20 protein-coding genes are annotated in these 20309 nt (G+C 64.9%); 10 read left to right on the top strand and 10 right to left on the bottom strand.

The window, feature by feature from the left end; translation table 11 throughout:
- Positions 1 to 5 precede the first annotated feature (5 nt).
- The 6 genes from V6M87_RS04705 to argS are packed head-to-tail and all read right to left on the bottom strand — an operon-like array spanning position 6 to position 5315.
- Entirely contained in the window at positions 6 to 725 is a 720-nt protein-coding gene (locus V6M87_RS04705) for an SPOR domain-containing protein (protein WP_332848584.1), read from the bottom strand.
- Entirely contained in the window at positions 719 to 1465 is a 747-nt protein-coding gene (locus V6M87_RS04700) for a type III pantothenate kinase (protein WP_332848583.1), read from the bottom strand. The genes V6M87_RS04705 and V6M87_RS04700 overlap by 7 nt, the downstream gene beginning before the upstream one ends.
- Positions 1462 to 2220: a biotin--[acetyl-CoA-carboxylase] ligase gene (locus V6M87_RS04695; protein ID WP_332848582.1), complete on the bottom strand. Its 759-nt coding sequence runs from the start codon at positions 2218 to 2220 to the stop codon at positions 1462 to 1464. Before V6M87_RS04695 ends, V6M87_RS04700 begins: the two co-directional genes overlap by 4 nt.
- Positions 2217 to 2885: a thiol:disulfide interchange protein DsbA/DsbL gene (locus V6M87_RS04690; RefSeq protein WP_332848581.1), complete on the bottom strand. Its 669-nt coding sequence runs from the start codon at positions 2883 to 2885 to the stop codon at positions 2217 to 2219. Before V6M87_RS04690 ends, V6M87_RS04695 begins: the two co-directional genes overlap by 4 nt.
- Before the next feature lie 27 nt (positions 2886 to 2912).
- Entirely contained in the window at positions 2913 to 3581 is a 669-nt protein-coding gene (locus V6M87_RS04685) for an SPOR domain-containing protein (RefSeq protein WP_332848580.1), read from the bottom strand.
- A 12-nt stretch (positions 3582 to 3593) separates the two neighbouring features.
- Positions 3594 to 5315 (bottom strand): arginine--tRNA ligase, encoded by a 1722-nt coding sequence (gene argS / locus V6M87_RS04680; protein WP_332848579.1) that lies wholly within the window; start codon positions 5313 to 5315, stop codon positions 3594 to 3596.
- Positions 5316 to 5508: 193 nt separating this feature from the next.
- Between argS and rsmB the strand changes: the two genes are divergently transcribed.
- From rsmB to V6M87_RS04635, 9 genes are all read left to right on the top strand, one after another.
- Entirely contained in the window at positions 5509 to 7044 is a 1536-nt protein-coding gene (rsmB, locus tag V6M87_RS04675) for a 16S rRNA (cytosine(967)-C(5))-methyltransferase RsmB (protein ID WP_332848578.1), read from the top strand.
- Between the two features lie 50 nt (positions 7045 to 7094).
- The gene (locus V6M87_RS04670) at positions 7095 to 7655 is read left to right on the top strand and encodes a DUF4390 domain-containing protein (protein WP_332848577.1); all 561 of its coding nucleotides are present in this window, start codon (positions 7095 to 7097) and stop codon (positions 7653 to 7655) included.
- A 3-nt stretch (positions 7656 to 7658) separates the two neighbouring features.
- Entirely contained in the window at positions 7659 to 9935 is a 2277-nt protein-coding gene (locus tag V6M87_RS04665) for a sensor histidine kinase (protein WP_332848576.1), read from the top strand.
- Between the two features lie 60 nt (positions 9936 to 9995).
- Complete coding sequence (locus V6M87_RS04660; protein WP_332848575.1) at positions 9996 to 10730, top strand: response regulator; 735 nt, start codon at positions 9996 to 9998, stop codon at positions 10728 to 10730.
- Complete coding sequence (locus tag V6M87_RS04655; RefSeq protein ID WP_332848574.1) at positions 10730 to 11104, top strand: GTPase; 375 nt, start codon at positions 10730 to 10732, stop codon at positions 11102 to 11104. Before V6M87_RS04660 ends, V6M87_RS04655 begins: the two co-directional genes overlap by 1 nt.
- Before the next feature lie 79 nt (positions 11105 to 11183).
- Positions 11184 to 11441, top strand: a complete 258-nt coding sequence (locus tag V6M87_RS04650) for a BTH_I0359 family protein (protein WP_332848573.1) — start codon at positions 11184 to 11186, stop codon at positions 11439 to 11441.
- A 41-nt stretch (positions 11442 to 11482) separates the two neighbouring features.
- A complete protein-coding gene (locus tag V6M87_RS04645) occupies positions 11483 to 12259 on the top strand; it encodes a class II glutamine amidotransferase (RefSeq protein WP_332848572.1) in 777 nt (258 codons plus the stop codon).
- Between the two features lie 67 nt (positions 12260 to 12326).
- Positions 12327 to 13604 carry an EAL and HDOD domain-containing protein gene (locus V6M87_RS04640; RefSeq protein ID WP_332848571.1) on the top strand — a complete coding sequence of 426 codons (1278 nt, stop codon included), beginning with the start codon at positions 12327 to 12329 and terminating at the stop codon, positions 13602 to 13604.
- A gap of 102 nt (positions 13605 to 13706) precedes the next feature.
- Entirely contained in the window at positions 13707 to 14231 is a 525-nt protein-coding gene (locus V6M87_RS04635) for a sterol desaturase family protein (RefSeq protein WP_332848570.1), read from the top strand.
- On the opposite strand, the gene crtB is transcribed toward V6M87_RS04635, so the two are convergent.
- The 4 genes from crtB to V6M87_RS04615 are packed head-to-tail and all read right to left on the bottom strand — an operon-like array spanning position 14137 to position 19046.
- Entirely contained in the window at positions 14137 to 15126 is a 990-nt protein-coding gene (crtB, locus tag V6M87_RS04630; protein ID WP_332848569.1) for a 15-cis-phytoene synthase CrtB, read from the bottom strand. The genes V6M87_RS04635 and crtB overlap by 95 nt on opposite strands.
- Complete coding sequence (locus V6M87_RS04625; RefSeq protein ID WP_332848568.1) at positions 15123 to 16613, bottom strand: phytoene desaturase; 1491 nt, start codon at positions 16611 to 16613, stop codon at positions 15123 to 15125. The genes crtB and V6M87_RS04625 overlap by 4 nt, the downstream gene beginning before the upstream one ends.
- Entirely contained in the window at positions 16600 to 17793 is a 1194-nt protein-coding gene (crtY, locus tag V6M87_RS04620) for a lycopene beta-cyclase CrtY (RefSeq protein ID WP_332848567.1), read from the bottom strand. Before crtY ends, V6M87_RS04625 begins: the two co-directional genes overlap by 14 nt.
- On the bottom strand, positions 17790 to 19046 hold the full coding sequence (locus tag V6M87_RS04615) for a glycosyltransferase (protein WP_332848566.1): 1257 nt from the start codon (positions 19044 to 19046) through the stop codon (positions 17790 to 17792). The genes crtY and V6M87_RS04615 overlap by 4 nt, the downstream gene beginning before the upstream one ends.
- 260 nt (positions 19047 to 19306) lie before the next feature.
- Between V6M87_RS04615 and V6M87_RS04610 the strand changes: the two genes are divergently transcribed.
- Positions 19307 to 20212 carry a polyprenyl synthetase family protein gene (locus V6M87_RS04610; protein ID WP_332848565.1) on the top strand — a complete coding sequence of 302 codons (906 nt, stop codon included), beginning with the start codon at positions 19307 to 19309 and terminating at the stop codon, positions 20210 to 20212.
- The last annotated feature ends 97 nt before the right edge of the window (positions 20213 to 20309 follow it).

Here is a 20309-nt window from a genome sequence, read left to right as displayed (position 1 = left end):
GCCTGTTATTTGCAGGCCCGGGTTTCCTGGCCGGTGTAGGTTTCGGCCATGCGTTCGATGCGCGCGCTGGTGCCCGCCTCGATGCCGCGGAATTGATAGGTGACCCGCGTCCCCGAGGCGCGTCCCGCCACCTTGGCGCTGTGCACACCTTGCTTGACCAGCGCCGCCAGCTGCGCCTGCGCAGCCGCTTCCGATTTGAAGACGCCCAGCGAGACCGCCCACTTCATCGGCGAGTCGGCGTTCATGACAAAAAAGTTCGTCACGTCCAACGCTTTCAGTTCGGCCACTTTGCGCTCGGCCGCTTCCTTGCTGCCCTGCGGCGGAATGAACACGATGTAACTGGAAAAATCGGTCGCCGCGACTTCGCGCCGCGTTTGACGCGATCCCAGATCGAGCTTTGCGAGGCGCGTTTCAAACTTGCGTGCATCGGCTTCGCGCAGGTTCGACACTTCCGTGCAGACCAGCGCGGGCGCCAGTACCGGTTTCGGCGCCGCTGGCGCAGGTTCTTCGGCGGGCGGCGGTGGCGTGTCTGCGGCCACCGTCGCGGCGGCCAGGGTTTCCTGGGCCTGCTGCGCGGTCAGCATCACCAGCTTGTCGGTACCGATCTGTTTCAACAGGCGCTGCGGCTCGTGTTCGTCGGCGCTCAGGTGGCCCAGATAACCCTGGCTGGCTGCGAACCAAACGGCGTTGGCCGCTAGCAGTGCCCAGAAAGCGAATTTCAGCATGACAGTTCTCCTTGTTGCGCCATGGCGGTGGCCGCCGCATGGAGGCCGGCCAGTACCAGATTCTCGCGCGCGGTGTGCGCAATGGTCAAAGCGGGCACGATGTAGCCGGCGGCGCCGCCGGAAACAATGCATTCTTGGGCGCGATGCGCGGCGACGGCGCGTTCGATCGCGCCGGCCTGCGCATTGATGCAGCCGGAGATGATGGCGTCCATGGTGTTATCGGCGAACGTCGACGGCAAGGCGACCCCCGCTTGCACTTGCGGCAGCTGCGCCGTATTTTTTGCCAGCGAACCGGCCATCAGCGCCAGCCCCGGCAGGATCATCCCGCCGGTAAACACCCCGCCTGCGGTGATGGCGTCGATGGTGGTGGCGGTGCCGCAGGTGGCGACGACCAGCGCGCGACCCGGGTGGAGCGCGCGCGCGCCGATGGCCGCGGCGAAGCGGTCGCAACCCAGCTGGGCCGCATCGCGGTAGCCGTTGGTGACGCCGGCCAGCGCCGGTTTTGACGCGAACCATGTCACCGGCAAGGGCGCGACCAGCTGCGCCAGCTGCGCACGCATGTCCGCGCCGGCCACGTTCGAGACCAGCGCGCAGGCGGCGCCGAGCGCGCTCCAGTCCAGCGTCGCAAGCTCGGCATGCAGCACGGCGCCGTGCTGCAGCCACTGGCCGGGCGCGGCCAGGGTATCGGCCAGCGCCCACTTGACGCGGGTGTTGCCGGCATCGATCAGCAGGATCTTCATAGCGGGCGCAGCGAGACGTCGCCGGCATGCACGACCACGCGCCCGGCGGCGCTGTCGAGCAGCAGCGCGCCACTGTCGTCGACACCGGCGGCGCGGCCCGTGTGCAGCGTGACGCCGTTGTCGATGATGTTCACGTCCTGCCCCTGATAGGCGTGCCGGCTGTTCCAGCGCGCGCAAAAGGGCGCAAAGCCGGCGCCGGCAAACGTGGTCAGGGCGTCCGCCAGCGCGTCGAGCAACGCGGCCATCAGCACGTCGCGGTCCATCTGCGCCAGCCAGGTGGCGGCGGCCACGCTGCGCCCGATCTGCTGTTCCAGCGCGTCGGGCACCGACAAATTCAGGCCGATGCCGATGATCGCCCAGGTGCCGCCCGGCGCCGGCCGGGTTTCGACCAGCATGCCGGCCAGCTTGGCGCCGTCTTTCATTAAATCGTTCGGCCATTTCAGTTGCACGGGCACGTCGAGCTGCGCCAGGGCTTCAGCCAGCGCCACGCCCACGGCCAGCGGCAGGCCGGCCACGCGCTGCACCGGGCCGTCGAACTTCCAGGCCAGCGAAAAGGTCAGCGCGCCGCCGGCGGCGGTGAGAAAACTGCGCCCGGCGCGCCCGCGCCCGGCGTTCTGGTGCAGCGCCACCAGCAGCACCGGTGCAGCCAGCGTCGCGGCGCGGGCCAGCAAGTCCGAATTGGTCGAGCCGGTTTCCTGCACCACTTCGACCGCCACGCCGGATCGGCTCAGCGCGCTGATGCGCTCGGCGTTCACTTCTTTTCGGCCTTGGCTTTGGCGACCAAAAAGTCCATGACCTGCAGCGCGTGTTCCTGCTGCTGCGCTTCGCTGATGTTCTGTGGCGCGTTCTTGTTGGCCATCGACGGTGAGGTGGTGTACTTGCCGTCGATGGCGATCATTGGCCAGTGATCGATTTTATATGCCGCCATCATGCCTTCGGCACGGCGCAGCTTCGATGGAATGCCGAACGAGCGGTAGGCGCCGGTGAACGCAGCGCGGTCGATGCCGGCCTTGGCGGCCCACTCGAACACTTCATCGTCCGATTGCAGTTTCAGGCGATCCTTGTGGATCGCATCGAACACCCTGGTGTGGTACTGATCGGCCAGGCCCATGGCCTCCAGCGTGTAGTACAGGCGCTGCTGCGGCGCCACGCGCGGGTCGCTGGCCACGTGGACGCGCTTGAACACGATGTTGTTGCCCTGTTTTTTGACCCAGGCCGACAGCAGTGGCTCGAACACATTGCAATGCGGGCAGTAGTAAGCGAAGAACTCCGTCACTTCGACCTTGTTGCCCGATTCCGTTGGCTGGGCGGTAGGCAGCGTCATGAACTCGTTGCCGTTCATCGGCGTCGCGGCAAAGGCGCTGGCGCCGGCGAAACCAAGCAAGGCGGTCGTGCAGATCAGGCGGCGGATCAAATTCATGCTCACTCCAGTGGGTTGGTTGTCGGGTTATTTCTGGTTGCGGACGATGGCCACGTCGACGCCGCTGTCGAGCAGCTTGGCGCGCGCCTTGTTCATCGCTTCGACCTGCGCATATGGACCCACGCGCACGCGGTGCAGCACGCCGCTGTCGCTGTTGCGGTCCGAAATAGCCGCTTCGAAACCGAGCAGCGCCAGTTTGGCGCGCGTGCTTTCGGCGTCGGCCATTTCGCGGAAGGCGCCAGCTTGCAGGTAGTAGGTGACGCGGTCTTCGCCGGCAGCAGCCGGTGCGGCTTCACGCACTGCCGGTGGCGGCGTGGTGGACAGAGCAGGGCGGTCGGCCGGCTCTTTCAGCGAGGCGATGACTTTGCCGAGCGGGTCGGCGTCGGCAGGAGCCGCAGCAGTAGCAGCCGGCTTGGCAGCGACCGTCTTGTCGGCCTTGTCTTCTTTCTCGATCAGGGCGCGATTGGCGGCGCGCGCCGCTTCGCGGTTGCCGTACAGCGGCTTGTTCGGGTCGGCCGCATCGGACGGCGCCGGATCGGCCGGGCGTCCCAGCTTGCCCGACTTGTCGGTGAACGGGGTGGCGCCCTTGGTGATCGTCAGCGCCACGGCCACCGCGATGCCCAGGCCGATGATCAGGCCGATGATGAAGCCGGTCAGCGTGTTGCCACGCTGGCGGCGCTGGGAAAGAATGGTCATGGGCGCTTTCAATTACATTTGATCGGGTGCGGACACGCCGATCAAACCGAGGCCGTTGCGCAGCACCTGGCGCGTGGCCAGGACCAGCGCGAGACGTGCGCGCATGACAGCATGGTCTTCAACCAGCACTTTTTCGGCGAAATAAAAACTGTGCAGGTTTGCCGCCAGTTCACGCAGGTAAAACGCCACCTGGTGCGGCGACAGTTCGACCTGGGCGCGCGCCAGCATGTCGGGATACTCGGCCAGCGTGGCCAGCAAGGTCATTTCGCTCGGCGCCGTCAATGGCGACAAATCGGCGTCGGCCACGGTGGCAGGATCGCCGCCCCAGTTCGACAGCATGCGGCAGATGCGCGCATGCGCGTACTGAACGTAATGGACCGGGTTTTCGTCGGTGCTCTTCAAGGCGACGTCGACGTCGAACACGAATTCGGTATCGGCCTTGCGCGAGATGAGGAAGAAGCGCACCGCATCGCGGCCCTTGGTGATGTCGCCGCCGCCCGACCATTCGATCAGGTCGCGCACGGTGACGTAGGAGCCGGCGCGCTTGGAAATTTTGACTTCCTCGCCGTCCTTCATGACGGTGACCATTTTGTGCAGCACGTAGTCGGGGTAACCCTTCGGGATGCCCAGGTCGACTGCCTGCAGGCCGGCGCGCACGCGCGCGATGGTGCCGTGGTGGTCGCTGCCCTGGATATTGATGGCCTGGGTAAAGCCGCGTTGCCATTTGACGATATGGTAGGCCACGTCCGGCACGAAATAAGTGAAGGTGCCGTCGGTCTTTTTCATGACCCGGTCCTTGTCGTCGCCGTAGTCGGTGGTGCGCAGCCACAGCGCGCCATCCTGCTCGTAGGTGTGGCCGGCTGCAATCAGGCCCGCGACGGCGGCATCGACCTTGCCGTCCGCGTACAGCGACGACTCGAGGTAGTAATTGTCGAACTTGACGCCGAACGCCTGCAGGTCGATGTCCTGCTCGTTGCGCAAATACGTCACTGCAAACGGGCGGATCGAATCGAGGTCGTCGACCTTGCCGCTGGCGGTGGCGGGCTGGCCATCGCTGGCCGAGACCGTTCTACCGGCCAGGTAATCGTTGGCGATATCCTGGATGTAGTCGCCGTTGTAGGCCGACTCCGGCCAGGCGGCGTCGCCCGGCTTGATGCCGCGTGCGCGCGCCTGCACCGAATTGGCCAGTGTGGCGATCTGCACGCCGGCGTCGTTATAGTAAAACTCGCGGGTGACAGCGTATCCCTGGGCGTCGAACAGCGCAGCCATGGCGTCGCCCAGCGCAGCCTGGCGGCCGTGGCCGACGTGCAGCGGGCCGGTCGGGTTGGCCGACACGAATTCGATGATGACCTGCTTGCCGGCGCCGCTGTCGCCGCGGCCGTACCGCGCACCTTCCGCCAGAATGGTATGCACCACCGATTGCTTCAGGGCCGGCGCCACGCGCAGGTTGATGAAGCCGGGACCGGCAACGTCTGCGCTGTCGACCAGGCCTTGGGCGGCCGGATCGGCCAGCACTGCGGCGACCAGGCGCGTGGCCAGTTCGCGCGGGTTGGCTTTGAGCTGTTTGGCCAGCTGCATGGCGATATTGCAGGCGACGTCGCCGTGGGCCGGGTCGCGCGGGCGCTCCAGGGTCACGTTGGGTGCGATGTTGGCAACTGAGCCTGATTCGGCGAGGATCGGCGTCAAAGCGGACTGGAACAGGGCGACGATCTTTTGTTTTTGTTGGGCGAGCATGAGCAGGGTGTCAACTATAAGAAAAATGCATAAAAAGCGGTGGCAGCGCCACGGGCAAACGTTGACCATTATACTGGTTCGGAGCGCCCCCGGCCGCCCGCCCGGTCCACCGCTTCAAGCGTTTTTAAGCTTGGCTGAAGAACATGCCGGTACAATGGGCGCCTTTTCTGCATCCCATGCCTGGACCCCCGCCATGACCGACAAGCGCCCGACGCTCAGTATCAAACCCAAAGCCGCCAAGGTGGGCCCGTCCAAAAAACCGTATGCCAAGCCTGGTCACGCCAAGCCAGCACCGGCCAAGGCCGCCGTGCCGGCCCATGCGTATTCGCCCGCGCCCGCACCCGTGCCTGCTCCCACCCGCGCGCCTGCGCCACGCGCGCCGGAGGTCCAGCAAACCAATAAGGCCGTCCTGCAGCCCGGCTACAAGCCTGACCTGAAGAGCGATTCGCTGGCGCTGGCCCTGCTGGGCGCAGCCAACGCCGTGGCCCAGGTGCGTGGCGGCACCGCGTTACCAAGCGCCCTGTCGATGGCCTTTGGCGTGGCCGGTCCGACCCCGCAAACCCGGGGCGCGATCCAGGACATCGCCTACCGCGCCATGCGCCAGGCCGGGCGCAGCGAAGTGCTGCTGGCCTTGATGACGACCAAGGCGCCCGAGCCGGCCATGCTGGCCTGCCTGCTCATTTGCGCGCTGGCGCTGCTGGACCCGCCGCCGGGCACCGACGCCCCGTACGAACCGTTCACCGTCGTCGACCAGGCCGTCACGGCCGCTTCGTCGCACCCCGACCTGGCCCATGCCAAATCGATGGTGAATGCCGTGCTGCGGCGCTACCTGCGCGAACAGGACGCCCTGCTCGAGCAAGCCATGAAGCAGCCGCTGGCGCAGTGGAATTATCCTCAGTGGTGGATCGACGCCACCCGCGCCGCCTATCCGAAGAACTGGGAAACCATCCTTACGGCCGGCAACCAGCCGCCGCCGCTGACGCTGCGCGTGAACCTGCGCAAAACCAGCATGGAAGCCTACGCGCGCCAGCTGGCCGACGCCGGCATTGCCACCACCCAGGTCGGCCCGAGCGCGTTGCGCCTTGCGCAGGCGGTGAACGTGGCCATGATCCCCGGCTTCGAAGAAGGGCTGTCGTCGGTGCAGGACGCCGGCGCCCAGCTGGCCGCGCCGCTGCTCGACGTCAAAAATGGCATGCGGGTGCTGGACGCCTGCGCCGCTCCGGGCGGCAAGAGCGGCCACCTGCTGGAGTTGGCGAACATTCACCTGACCGCGATCGACTCGGATACCAAGCGCCTCACGCGCGTGGCCGACAATCTGGCAAGGTTGGGCTTGAAAGCGACCGTGCTGACCGCGGATGCTGAACAGGCCGGCTGGTGGGACGGCGTGCCGTTCGACCGCATCCTGGCCGACGTGCCGTGCACGGCGTCCGGCATCGTGCGGCGCCACCCGGATATCCGCTGGTTGCGCCGCCGTGGCGACGCGCTCCAACTTGCAACACTTTCAAGCAAAATACTCGACAACCTTTGGCAGATGCTTGGCCCCAATGGTAAATTGCTGTTCGTGACATGTTCGCTGTGGCCCCAGGAATCGGAGGCGCAGGCGGCCGCGTTTGCAGTGCGCAACGGCGCCACGCGTCTCGACGCGCCGGGCCAGCTTCTCCCCGTGAGCGAGGCCGGGCAGGATCATGACGGTTTGTTTTACGCCCTGTTCCAGAAGAACGCGGCGTAACGGTCCGACCACAACCTTCCGCTTTTTCTCATCCTAGGCCCGGGCCCCCTGTGACACGATTCATCCGCCTCTTCGTCTGCCAGCTGCTGCTCGTCCTTGCCTGTACCCAGGCGCAGGCGGCCGATGGCGTCGAGGTCACGCGCGCCAACATCGAGGCGAGCGACGAAGGCTACAAGCTGGCCGTCGCCTTTTCGTTCGATCTGTCCCGGGGCATGGAAGAAGCCATCCAGCATGGCACGCCGCTCTCGTTTACCACCGAAATCGAACTGACCCGGCCGCGCTGGTACTGGACCGACGACAAGGCCGTCTCGACGCGCCAGACCACGCGCATCAAGTACGATGTGCTGACGCGCCAGTACACCATCTACGTCACCGGCAGCGTGCAGCAAAGTTTCGGCACGCTCGAGGAGGCGATGTTCCAGATCCGCCGGCCCAGCCGCTGGGTCATCGCGCCGCGCGGCGCCCTCAAGCGTGGCGAAATCTATACCGTCTCGTTGCGCATGTACATGGACCGCGAGCTGCTGCAAAAGCCGCTCCAGGTCAATGCGTTCAACGACTCGGACTGGCGCCTGTCGTCAAACAAGAAATCTTTTACTTACCGGGCGGACTGACACTTGACCCAGATTTTGCGTTATGCGCTGGTTATTGGCGGCGCGGTCACTTCCATCCTGCTGTTTCTGTTGGCGGCGGCGTCGGGCAACTCCGGCTTTTTCGACAAACATTATTCCTGGCTGCTGGGCGTGAACGCGGGTGTCGCGGCAGCGCTGATGCTGCTGGTGATCGTCGCGCTGGCGCGCCTGTATTCGCGCTACAAGAGCGGCAAGTTCGGTTCGCGCCTGATGGCGCGCCTGGTGTTCCTGTTTGCCGGCATCGGCATCTTGCCGGGCGTGGTGATTTTCTTTGTCTCGGTGCTGTTCGTGTCGCACTCGATCGATTCCTGGTTCGACGTGAAGATCGAATCGGCGCTCGAATCGGGGCTGAACCTGGGCCATGCCGCGCTCGATGAAGCGCTGGTCCAGCTGGGCACCAGCACCACCACGGCTGCGGCCACGCTGGCCGGCCAGGACGAGAAGGGCGTGCAGACCATCCTGGCCCGCATCCTGGCCGATCAGAGCGGCATCGAGAATGCGCTGCTGGTGGGCGCCGACGGCAAATTGCTGGCGTGGGCGTCAGAAGACCGCCGCGCCAACCTGACGCCGGACATGCCGACCCCGCAAATGCTGCTGCAAGCGGCCATGCCGGGCGGTTATGCGCGCCCGGAAGGCGGCATCGAGCGCGACTTCCGCGAGCCGGCGCCGGCGAATGCGCTCGACGCCGCCACCGGCCTGCGCCTGCGCGTGGTGCTGGCCGTGCCCGAGCAGCCGGGCGCCCAGCCGCGCTTCCTGCAAGTGCTGCAGGCCGTCCCCGTGAACCTGGCGTCGAACGCCGAAGTGCTGCGTACGGCCTACAGCGAATACCATTTGCGGCTCGACTCGCGCGTCGGCCTGCGCAAGATGTACATCGAAACGCTGGTCCTGACGCTGCTGCTGGCCATCTTTGGCGCCATCGGCTCGGCCTTCCTGATCGCCGGCAAGCTGGCCGAACCCTTGCTGGTGCTGGCCGAAGGCACGCGCGCCGTCGCCGAGGGCGACCTGTCGCCGCGCCCGATCGTGGCCTCCAACGACGAACTGGGCACGCTGACGCAGTCGTTCAATGCCATGACCGGCCAGCTGTTCGAAGCGCGCACCGCCGTCGAGCGCAACCGCTCGGCACTGCAAAGCGCCAAGGCCCACCTGGAGTCGGTGCTGGCGAATATGTCGGCCGGCGTGATCGTGCTCGACTCGGAAGGCATCGTGGTCAACTCGAACGATGCCGCGCACCGGATTTTGCTGATCGAAGTGGGCAACCTGGCTGGCCGGCCCTTGTCCGTCATCGAAGGGCTGGAAAGCTTCGCCGGCGCGGTGGCGCGGGCGTTTTCGACGCAGAGCGCGCAGACGGCGGCCGGCAGCGCGCGCCAGCGTTCGCACTGGCAGCAGGAGATTGCCATCCCGCGCCGCTCGGATAACGCCGACGACCACGCCATCACCTTGCTGGCGCGCGGTTCACGCCTGCCGGTGGGCGCTGGCAGCGGTTTCATCGTCGTGTTTGACGATATTTCCGATGTGATTTCGGCGCAGCGTTCAGTGGCCTGGGGTGAGGTCGCGCGCCGCCTGGCCCACGAAATCAAGAACCCGCTGACACCAATTCAACTGTCGGCCGAGCGCATGCAGATGAAGCTGGCGGGCAGCCTGAACGCGGTGGACGCGGCGCTGCTGAAGAAGGGTACCGACACCATCGTCAACCAGGTCGACGCGATGAAACGCATGGTCGACGATTTCCGCGATTACGCAAAGGCGCCGCCGGCGGTGCTGGAAAAACTCGACCTGAACGCACTGATCGGCGAGATCCTGCACCTGTATCTGGCCGAGGACGACACCGACATCATCCACCTGCATCTGGCCCCCGATCTGCCGACCATCCTCGGCGACGCCACGCAGTTACGCCAGGTCATTCACAACCTGTTACAGAATGCACAGGATGCCCTGGCCGAGCATGGTGCCGGTGGCGTCATGCCACGTATCGATGTCAGCACCGAAGCGATTCATTATGAGGGTACGGGGGGCGTGGCCGGTACTGCGGTTCGTCTGGCAATTGTCGACAATGGCCCGGGTTTCGCGCCCAAAATCCTGTCCCGTGCGTTCGAGCCCTACGTCACCTCGAAGGTGCGTGGCACCGGCCTGGGCCTGCCGATGGTGAAGAAAATCATCGACGAACACGGTGGCCGGATCGAGCTGCACAACCGCGCCGACGGACGTGGCGCATCAGTATCGATTTTGCTGTTAAAGTTATCACATGAGGCGAACTTGGCCTAAAGCGTATTCACGCATAGAATGAGGCTGTTTCTCCGGTCGGAATTGTAAAAGGCACACTAGATGGCGAACATACTCGTAGTTGATGATGAAATGGGCATCCGCGAGCTCCTCTCGGAAATTCTGGGCGATGAAGGTCACGCGATCCAGCTTGCCGAAAATGCGCAACAGGCCAGGGAAGCACGCGCGGCCGGGGCACCCGATCTGGTGCTGCTCGATATCTGGATGCCGGATACCGACGGCGTTACCCTGCTCAAGGAATGGCAACGCGATGGTTTACTGACCATGCCGGTCATCATGATGTCGGGCCACGCGACGATCGACACCGCGGTGGAAGCGACCCGCATCGGCGCCCTGAATTTCCTCGAAAAGCCGATTGCCCTGCAAAAGCTGCTCAAAGCGGTGCAGCAAGGTCTGGCGCGGGGCCAGGAAGTGGTACGCGCGCCGGTCATGGCGCCGCGCCCGATCATGGCCGCGCCCGCCGAAGAGCATCCGGCGCCGCTGTCGTCGTCTTCGGCGTCGATGTTTTCCATGCCGTCGACGGCGTTGCAAATGGGCGCGCGCGTTGGCGCCATTGCCAACGGCGAACCGCAGCAGGGTTACACGCTCAGCTTCGACCTGCCGCTGCGCGAGGCGCGTGACGCCTTTGAGCGCATGTACTTCGAGCACCACCTGGGCCGCGAAGGCGGCAGCATGACGCGCGTTGCCGAGAAAACCGGCCTCGAGCGTACACACCTGTACCGCAAGCTCAAGCAGCTGGGCGTCGAGCCCGGCAAGCTGGCCAAAAAAGGCGGTTGATGCCAGTGCCGACGGCGCTCACCCTCGTCACGGGGGCGTCGCCGGCTGCACGTGAACGTTGTATTTCGGCCCTGCTTGGCGCCGTCGCGCCGGGCGCCAGTTGCGCCGTCATCCTCGAAGGACTGGCGGACGCGGCCTCGCCATTGCTGCCCGATTCCCATCTTTCCGTGGCGCGCATCGCAGGCGGCTGTTTATGCTGCGCTGGTAATCTCGTTTTGCGTGTAACATTGAATCGTCTCCTGCGCAATCACCCCGACCGGGTCTACATCGGTGTCGGAAGCAGCGACCATCTCGATCAGTTGCGATCATGGCTGGCAAGTGCGCCATACGATCAGCTGCTGGAGCTGGCGGACGATGTTCATGCATCGCCTTGAAATGCGCCCCCGCCGGCCCCATCTCTTCATGGACAGGCAGCTTGTTACCGGCTGCCACACTGACTGATCGGAGCCCGGCATGAATGTGATCTACAACAGCGAGCAATACAGCGTCGTCGAGTTTGGCGTGGACAAGGAACTCGAAGCACTGCGTTTCGGCGGCTACGAAATCGTCGACAAATCGGGGCGCCGGGAAGCGTTCATCGCGGGCAAACTCGCCCAGAGCTTCCGGCGCGATGTGAACAATCTCATTGCCAGCGAGCCGACCATGGAGGAGATCGACGATTTCCTGGGGTCCTACGACGTGTTGATGAGTCAGCCGGTGCTGCTGCACTAGCCAGACCGTCGCACTACGTCGGCACATGTTAAGCTATTGGCATGTGCCAGCTCCTCGCAATGAATTGCAACGTCCCCACGGACATCATCTTCAGCTTTACCGGCTTCGTCCACCGCGGCGGCCGCACCGATACCCACCATGACGGCTGGGGTATCGCGTTTTTTGAAGGTACCGGTGTGCGTCACTTCGTCGACCACCAGGCCGCGATCGCTTCCCCTATCGCCGAACTGATCAAGCAGTATCCGATCAAGTCGACCAACGTCATCGCCCATATTCGCAAAGCCACGCAAGGCCAGATCGCCCTGGAAAACTGCCACCCGTTCGTGCGCGAACTGTGGGGCAAGTACTGGGTGTTCGCCCACAACGGTGACCTGAAGGCCTTCGCGCCCGAGCTCGACGGCGCCTTCCGCCCGGTCGGCAGCACCGACAGCGAGCTGGCCTTTTGCTATGTGATGCAGGAGTTGCGGCGCCGCTTCGGCGACACGGCCCCGGGCATTGCCGCCTTGCGACCTGTCCTCGCTGAACTGTGCGCGCACATTGCCGCCTTCGGCACGTTCAACATGACGCTGTCCGACGGCCTTGCGCTGTACGTCCACTGCTCGACCAAGCTGTGTTATGTGGTGCGCCAGTTCCCGTTCGTGACGGCCTGCCTGTCCGACGAAGACCTGACCATCGATTTTTCCCAGGTCACCACGCCGCAGGACAGGGTTGCAGTGATTGTTACAGAAGCATTGACGACGAACGAAGTCTGGGTCGACTTCGGCACCGGAGAACTGAAAGTGTTTGTGGACGGCGCACCACTGTTAGTCGACGTATAGCCGAAGTGCAATACTTCTGGCGGCGAATCGGATAAAGTAGGCGCTTCCCGTCTCGATAAATCCTGCAATGACCAATTCCGCCTTGGAGAACGCGTCCCAGCCTGTCCGCCCCCGTGATTTTTACCTGGGACGCCAGCCGGTGATCGACCGCCAGCAAGCCTTGTTCGGCTACGAATTACTGTTTCGCAGTGCGGCCCGCGGCTCGGCCGAGTTCGGCTCGGGCCTGGCTGCCACCGCCGCCGTCATCGCCCACACGGCCCAGCTCGGCCTCGAGAAGGTGATCGGCGCAGCGGTCGGCTTCATCAATGTCGACGCCGAGGTGCTGGCCAGCGATATCTTCGCCTTCCTGCCGCGCGACCGGGTCATCCTCGAACTGGTCGGTACCGTGCAGGCCACCGACGCGCTGCTGGCGCGCATCGCGGAGCTGGCTGGCCACGGTTTCCGCTTCTGCGCCGCCGGCATTGCCTCCGACACGCCCAACGTGCAGCGCCTGCTGCCGCTGGTCGACTTCGTCAAGCTGGATCTGCACGACATGCCGCAAGCGACGCTGGCGCGGCTGGTGCCGCTGTGGCGCCGCGCCGGCAAGAAGCTGGTCGCGGAAAAAGTCGAAACGCGCGAAGAATACAAGCTGTGCATGGAGCTCGGCTTCGACTACTTCCAGGGTTACCATTTCGCCAAGCCGGCCGTCCTTGGCGGGCGCAAGCTGTCGCCATCGCAGCTGGCGGTGGTGGAGCTGATGAACATGGTCACCTCGGACGCGGAAAACAAGGTCATCGAAAAGGCCGTGAAAAAGGATGCTGCGCTGGCGCTGAACCTGCTGCGCCTGGTGAACACGCCGGCCGTGGGCGCGCGCCAGCGCATCGACTCGCTGGGCCAGGCGCTGATGCTGCTGGGCCGGCGCCAGTTGCAGCGCTGGCTGCAAATCCTGCTCTACGCCGAGCCGGGTGCGCGCGGCCATACGCTCAGTCCCTTGCTGATGCTGGCCACCACGCGCGGGCGCCTGATGGAACTGCTGGCCCAGCGCCTGCGCCCGGGGCAGCGCAACCTGTCGGAAATCGCCTTCACGGTGGGCATGATGTCGCTGATGGACGTGCTGTTCGAAGTGCGTATGGACGACCTGATGGAGCAGATCCCGATGATCGACGACGTCTCGGAAGCGCTGCTGTACCGCAGCGGTTTTTTCGGCGAGCTGCTGAAACTGGCCGAATCGATCGAGCGCATGGACGACGTCGCCGTCGAAGTCGCACCGACCCTGAAGACGCTGGCCATTTCCAGCGACGATTTGCTCGACCTTGAAGTGGCGGCGTTTGAGTGGTCGGACAACGTGGTGCGTTACGCGATCTAGGTACCAAGCTGTCAGGTTCGGGTCAATCGTGTGCAAGCTGCCGGATGGCGGCGCCCGCTGTGCTAGACTTTTGGCACTTGCCGCTTTCCTGAATCGACCCTCATGCTAGTCAACTCGCTTATTGTGCTGTTCACCGTCGCCGCCATGGAGGTGTTTTCCGTCCTGGCGCACAAGCACATCATGCATGGCTTCGGCTGGAACTGGCACAAGTCGCACCACGAGCCGCGCACCGGCTGGTTCGAAAAAAACGATTTATACGCGGTGTTCTTTGCAGGTGTGTCGATCCTGCTGATCTGGCTCGGCACCGAAGGGCGCCATCCGCTCGAATGGATCGGCGCCGGCATGACGGCCTACGGCTTTCTCTACTTCGTCGCCCACGACGGCCTGGTGCACCGCCGCTGGCCGTTCAAGTACGTGCCGAAGAGCGGTTATCTGAAACGCCTGTATCAGGCCCACCTGATGCACCACGCGGTCGAGGGCAAAGAGGGCGCCGTGTCGTTCGGCTTCCTTTACTCGCCCCCTGTGGCAGTCGTCAAAGCGCAGTTGCGCCAGCTGCACCAGGGCCCGCTACAGGGCCGGGGCCGGGGCGCTGCCAAAGCCCAGGCGGACGAGCAGGCGCCTTCATAATCCGCGACGCCAGCGCCTGCAAACCACCCAGCGCCAATAAACGCAGCTTGGCTGCCTTCGATGTGCTCACGCGCTGATCCCACGCGTGCGTGCCGCGCGCGCGCACGTCGATGCCAATCTGGCGATACACCCCATGGGCTGTGGCAATCGCCCAGGCCGAGCGCAGCGGCAGCGCGTGGATGCCGCCGTTCGCCGATCGGTAGTACGGTTCTGCCTCAGCCACCAGGCGCGCGGCGACTTGCGCCAGGGCGGGCAGGTAGTCCGGCAACTGCGCCAGCGCGACGCCAGCCGGCACGCCCGCTTCGCGCAGCCACTGCGCCGGCACGTAGCAGCGCCCGACGCGGGCGTCTTCCACGATGTCGCGCGCGATATTCGTCAACTGAAACGCCATGCCCAGATCGCAGGCCCGGTCCAGCACCGCATCGTCCTGCGCGCCCATGATCTGGGCCATCATCAGCCCCACCACGCCGGCCACGTGATAGCAGTAGCGCAGGGTGTCGTCCAGCGTCTCGTAGCGGGCGTCATCGACGTCCATCGCGAAGCCGGCCAGGTGGTCGAGGGCGTAGCGCTGCGCGATGTGGTGGTTGCGTGCGACTTCCTGGAAAGCGGCGAACGCCGGCACCGTCATCGGTTCGCCTGCGTAGGCGCGCGCGGTGTCGCGCTGCAGTTCGGCCAGGGCCGCGGACGCATCGTGTTCCACCGTGCCGGCGTTGTTGAAGCCGAGTTCCTGGTCGTCGATGACGTCGTCGCAATGGCGACACCACGCGTACAGCATCAGCACGCCGCGCCGCGTGCTCGGATCGAACAGGCGCGCGGCGGCGGCAAAGCTTTTTGAGCCGACCGCGATGGTTTCGGTGGCGTGCGCGAGCAGTTGCTCAGCCCCGACCTGGCTCATGCCTTCATATCCTCGATCATCAGGCCAGCCGTGGCCTTGGCCGATCCAACCACGCCCGGGACGCCCGCGCCCGGGTGGGTGCCGGCGCCAACCAGGTACAGATTCTGGATCTGGCTGTCGCGGTTGTGCGGGCGGAACCAGGCGCTCTGCGTCAGGATCGGTTCCAGCGAAAACGCCGAGCCGAGGTGGGCACCGAGCTGGTCGCGGAAATCGAACGGCGTGAAGAAGCGGCTGGTGACCAGCTGGCTGCGCAGGCCCGGCATGTAGCGCTCTTCGAGATAATCGAAGATACGGTCGCGGTAGCGCGGACCTTCTTCTTCCCAGTCGATGTCGGCAGTGCCCAGGTGCGGCACCGGCGCGAGCACGTAATGGCTGCCGCAGCCCGGGGGCGCGAGCGACGGATCGGTAACGCACGGCGCGTGCAGGTACAGCGAAAAATCGGTCGGCAGCGCCTTGGCGTTGAAGATGTCCTGGATCAGGCCGCGGTAGCGCGGTCCGAAGCACACGGTGTGGTGCTGCAGCTGCTCGTGGTGCTTGTCGAGGCCGAAGTACAGCACGAACAGCGAATTGCTGAAGCGTTTTTTGGTCAGCGACTTGCCCTTGTCGACGCCGCGCGGATGGTCGCCCAGCAGTTTCGCATAGGTGTGCACCACGTCGGCATTCGAGGCCACCGCGGTGGCCGGGAAATGGCGGCCATCCTTCAGGCGCACGCCGGTCGCTGCATTGCCGGACATCTCGATTTGTTCGACTGCGGCATTCAGTTCAATGGTGCCGCCGATGTCCTGGAACAGCTTGACCATGCCATTGATGAGCGCACCGGTGCCGCCGCGCGGAAACCAGACGCCCCACTTGCGCTCGAGCGCATGGATCAGCGTGTAGATCGACGAGGTGACAAATGGATTGCCGCCCACCAGCAGCGAGTGGAACGAGAACACCTGGCGCAGTTTTTCGTTTTTAACGAAGCGCGACACCATGCTGTACACGCTTTTCCATGCTTCCAGCTTGGCCAGCTCCGGGCCGGCGGCGATCATGTCGCGGAACGACAGGAAGGGCACGGCGCCCAGTTTCAGATAGCCTTCCGCGAACACGGCTTCCGAATACTTCAGGAAGCGGCGGTAGCCCGCGACGTCGTCCGGGTTCATCGCGTGGATCTGGCGGTCGAGCGCTTCCTGGTCGTTGACGTAATCGAATTGCGTGCCGTCTTCCCAGCACAGGCGGTAGAACGGCGAGACCGGCAGCATCTCGACATAGTCGCTCATTTTTTTGCCGGCGACTGCGAACAGCTCTTCCAGCGCGGACGGATCGGTAATGACGGTGGGGCCGGCGTCGAAGGTGAAACCCTGGTCCTCGTAGACGTAGGCGCGGCCACCCGGTTTGTCGCGTTGTTCGAGCAGGGTGGTCGGGATGCCGCTGGCCTGCAGGCGGATGGCCAGCGCCAGGCCGCCGAAGCCGGCGCCAATGACGACGGCTTTGTTATGGTTGTTCATGCGCATGTCCAGACAGGTGTAGGTGTTTTGGGTGGGTTTTGCGTGCGGCTGCCATGGCTTCCATGACGGGTACCGGCGGCTTGCCGGAAACCAGGCGCAACTTGTCGAGCGGGTTCAAGGCGCCGGCATAGAAGCGCGCGATCAGCGGCGCACGCAAATGATAAAAGCGCTGCATCACGCTCCAGCGCTGGTCGGCACGGCCGGCCAGGAACAGCATGCGGTTGAGCAGACGAAAAAATCCCTGGCTGCGCCATTCGCGCTGCGCTTCGGCGCGGATGGCGGCAAACAGTGCCGGCGCCGCCAGGTCCGGCAAGGCCGCGATGCGCTCGGCAAGGCGCAACGCGTGGGGCAACGAGTAGCCGGTGGTCGGATGAAACAGGCCGGCGCGCAGACCGGAGCAGGGTTGTCCAGCGAGTTCCTGCCAGTAGGCGTCGAAGTCGCCGGCCAGCGTAATGGGCAGCGAGCCGCGCTCTTCGCGCAGCAGTTCAACCACGTCCCACCGATGCGCCTGCGCATACGCCGCGATATTCGCGCGCAGGTGGTCGGGGTCGATGTGGCCCTGGTCGACGTAGTGCGTGTCTTCGATCAGCAGCGTGTCGGGCCCAAACGGTAGCACGTAGACGAAGCGGTAGCCACCGCCCTGCGCGACGGTGGCATCCATGATGATGGGAGCTGTCAGGCCATGCGGCGCGGCCAGCCGCACTTCCTGGCCGAGGAAGGTCTGGTAGCCGAGCGCCACGCTGGCGCTGGCGCGTACGCCGCGGCCATCGATGACGGCGCCGGCATGTAACACGTCACCGCTGGCCAGTGTGACCGAGGTGGGCGTGACGGCGGCGACCGCGCAGCCCAGGCGCAGCTGGTCGCCCAGCGCCGCATTGATAACGCGCGCGAAATCGGTCGAGGCGATGCTGCTGTAGCCGCCGGCGAGCGCGCGGGTAAGTGCCGGGAAGCGCACTTCGTAGCCCGGCCAATGGTGCGTCACCAGCGGCGCGATCCAGGCTCGCTGTGCGCTGCTGAGATCGCTGTCATGAAACGACCAGGTGTGGTTGCCGCCCATCGTCGCTGCCTGTTCCAGGACCAGGATGCGCAGGTCGGGCCGCTCGCTCGTCAAACGCCAGGCGATCAGGCCATTGGCGAGACCCGCGCCGACCAGGATGACATCCCACACACGCGCAGTCATCGCAGCACGTGTTCGATGATGCCGGCCGCGCGCGCGGCGCCGCCGGCCTGCTCGACCTCGATGGCCAGGGCATCGAGGGCGGTGGCGAAATGGGATTGCTTCAGTAGTTGCTCCAGCATGCGAGCCAGTGTAGCGGTACTGCCCAATCGTGCCGACCCGGACAAGCCGATGTCGGCGTGACAAACGCGGGACGCGACGCCGGGCTGGTCGAAGGCGATCGGCAACGCCAGGATCGGCGTGCGCGCGACGATCGCATCCATGACTGTGTTCAGGCCCGCATGCGACACCACGGCATCGGCGCGCGCCAGCACCGCAGCCTGAGGCGCGAAGTCGGTCACCCAGGTCGCCCCGGCGCGCACCAGCGCGCGTTCCTGCGCCGCATCGAGGCCACCGCAATGGGCGATCAACAACTGCGCGTTGAGCTTGCGGGCGGCCTGCGCGATCCGCTTGAACAGCGAGAAGCGCTGGCCTTGCAGTGTGCCGAGCGAGGCGAAAATGAAGGGGCGGCCGGCGGCGACCGGCGGCATGGCGCTGGTGATCTGGCTGGTGCTGGCGGTGCGCAGCGGGCCGACGTGATGAAACGTGGCCGGCAGCGCGCTGCGCGGAAAATCGAAGCCGGACACGGTCTGGCTGATTTGCGCCAGCGGTGACAGGCATTCGTGCAGCATGCTGCGCGGCGATAGTTTGAACGTGGCGGCCCACTGCGCCACCACACGGCTGTGCGCGCCCATCATCCAGTCGTAGACGCGTGCGCTGCCCTGGTACATCTGCAGCGCGCGTTCGGTCGTGTCGAATTTGAACGGCATCACCGGCAGCGGAATGCCTGGTTCGCGGTTGACGGGCAGGGCGCAGGCAATCGATATAAACGGTATGCCGGCGGCGTCTGCCGCGAGCGCGCCGGCCGCTTCCATCTGGTCGGCCAGCACGGCGTCGATGCCAAGCAGTTGCATGGCTGCCGGCAATTCGCGGCACAGCATGTCGGTGGTAAGGGCCATGTCGGCAATGACGGCGCGGATGCCGAGCGGTCCACCCGGATTGGCGGCGCGGCGCAGCGATTCGGCCAGCGAGCCGGTGGGGTGCGATGCGGCGCCCAGGACGTGGAAGCCGAGGCGCGGGTCGCGCAGAAATGCTTTGGCGTCGACGCGGTGCAGAAAGGTGACGCGGTGGCCGCGTTCGATCAGTTCGACCGCGATTGCTTCAAGGGCATTGAAGTGGCTGAAATATGCCGGACCTACCACACCAAAATGCGCCATGAACTCGACCTTTTTTTGACGGCGCTTGCAGAATGCCGTGCGCCTCGATTGGCCGGAAATTTTACGCGATAACCGGGAGTTACGGCGGCGCTTCGAAGACGACGAACCCCTGCTGTATCATGCAGAAAAGTCGGCTTGTGTATTTTCCATTATGATTATACACATGTTATTTTTCTGCTACATCACGGTGAGGATCGCGTGTCATGGGTGCACAAGTCATACAAAGCGGCGCCGGGACCGGGCTGCATCATGAACTAGGTTTGCTGAAAACCACTTTCGAGGACAGGTTACACCAGGTGTTGGGCGAGCCCGATCCGCTCGATTTGCTGCAGTCGGCGATGCGCGAAGCGGCGCTCGGCGCCGGCAAGCGCATGCGGCCCTTGCTGATGATGCTGCTCGCGCGCGACCTCGGCTGTCCACCGGCCGGCATGCTCGACGCCGCCTGTGCGGTGGAACTGGTGCACGCTGCGTCCCTGATCCTCGACGACATGCCGTGCATGGACGACGCCACGCTGCGCCGCGGTCGGCCCACCATCCACGTGCGCTTCGGCGAAGACGTGGCGATCCTGGCCGCCATCTCGCTGCTCTCCCGTGCTTTCGGCCTGGTTGCCACCGCCCCGGGCATTCCGGCCGATGCGCGCACGCGCATGAGTTCCACGCTGGCCAACGCGATCGGCACCAAGGGCCTGGCCATGGGGCAGTTACAGGATCTGCGCTCGGGGCGCGGCAAGCGCTCCTGCGACGATATCGCCGTGACCAATGAACTGAAAACCGGGATGCTGTTCGATGTGGCGGTGAACATGGCCACCGTGATTGCTGAAGCGGGCGACAGCGTGGTGCTGCCTTTGACGCGATTTGCCAAGGCAGCGGGGCAGGCGTTCCAGATCCGCGACGATTTGCTCGACTCGCATGACAGCGCTGTCACGGGCAAGGATGCCGGCAACGATGCCGGCAAGTCGACCATCGTGCTGACGCTGGGTGCGGAAGAAGCCCAGCGGCAGCTGGCGTTCCTGGTGCAGGAAGCCGATCGGCATCTGGTCAGCGCGCTGGGGGAACCGGCGGGGACCAGGTTGTTTATTCGTGCCTTGTTTGCAGATAAGGCGGCGCCGGTGGCTGTGCCGCGGGTGCCTGTTTCTGTGCGCGGGGCGGCGTTTGTTACTGGCTAGTGCGTAAGTGGTATCGGCCCCGGCCTGCGCCCGGGTGACGGTTTTGAAGATACTGGCTTTAAAACCGTCATTCCCGCGCAGGCGGGAGCCCTTACCA

The sequence above is a fragment of the Massilia sp. S19_KUP03_FR1 genome, from assembly GCF_036688685.1.
Classification (GTDB): domain Bacteria; phylum Pseudomonadota; class Gammaproteobacteria; order Burkholderiales; family Burkholderiaceae_D; genus JALYUM01.
This window is presented reverse-complemented; position numbering and strand designations above follow the sequence as displayed.

Bases quoted from the DNA above. Each gene is read 5' to 3' on its own strand.
- V6M87_RS04705 (WP_332848584.1), bottom strand. From the start codon at position 725: ATGCTGAAATTCGCTTTCTGGGCACTGCTAGCGGCCAACGCCGTTTGG.
- V6M87_RS04700 (WP_332848583.1), bottom strand. From the start codon at position 1,465: ATGAAGATCCTGCTGATCGATGCCGGCAACACCCGCGTCAAGTGGGCG.
- V6M87_RS04690 (WP_332848581.1), bottom strand. From the start codon at position 2,885: ATGAATTTGATCCGCCGCCTGATCTGCACGACCGCCTTGCTTGGTTTC.
- V6M87_RS04685 (WP_332848580.1), bottom strand. From the start codon at position 3,581: ATGACCATTCTTTCCCAGCGCCGCCAGCGTGGCAACACGCTGACCGGC.
- argS (WP_332848579.1), bottom strand. From the start codon at position 5,315: ATGCTCGCCCAACAAAAACAAAAGATCGTCGCCCTGTTCCAGTCCGCT.
- rsmB (WP_332848578.1), top strand. From the start codon at position 5,509: ATGACCGACAAGCGCCCGACGCTCAGTATCAAACCCAAAGCCGCCAAG.
- V6M87_RS04660 (WP_332848575.1), top strand. From the start codon at position 9,996: ATGGCGAACATACTCGTAGTTGATGATGAAATGGGCATCCGCGAGCTC.
- V6M87_RS04655 (WP_332848574.1), top strand. From the start codon at position 10,730: ATGCCAGTGCCGACGGCGCTCACCCTCGTCACGGGGGCGTCGCCGGCT.
- V6M87_RS04650 (WP_332848573.1), top strand. From the start codon at position 11,184: ATGAATGTGATCTACAACAGCGAGCAATACAGCGTCGTCGAGTTTGGC.
- V6M87_RS04645 (WP_332848572.1), top strand. From the start codon at position 11,483: ATGTGCCAGCTCCTCGCAATGAATTGCAACGTCCCCACGGACATCATC.
- V6M87_RS04640 (WP_332848571.1), top strand. From the start codon at position 12,327: ATGACCAATTCCGCCTTGGAGAACGCGTCCCAGCCTGTCCGCCCCCGT.
- V6M87_RS04635 (WP_332848570.1), top strand. From the start codon at position 13,707: ATGCTAGTCAACTCGCTTATTGTGCTGTTCACCGTCGCCGCCATGGAG.
- crtB (WP_332848569.1), bottom strand. From the start codon at position 15,126: ATGAGCCAGGTCGGGGCTGAGCAACTGCTCGCGCACGCCACCGAAACC.
- V6M87_RS04625 (WP_332848568.1), bottom strand. From the start codon at position 16,613: ATGAACAACCATAACAAAGCCGTCGTCATTGGCGCCGGCTTCGGCGGC.
- crtY (WP_332848567.1), bottom strand. From the start codon at position 17,793: ATGACTGCGCGTGTGTGGGATGTCATCCTGGTCGGCGCGGGTCTCGCC.
- V6M87_RS04615 (WP_332848566.1), bottom strand. From the start codon at position 19,046: ATGGCGCATTTTGGTGTGGTAGGTCCGGCATATTTCAGCCACTTCAAT.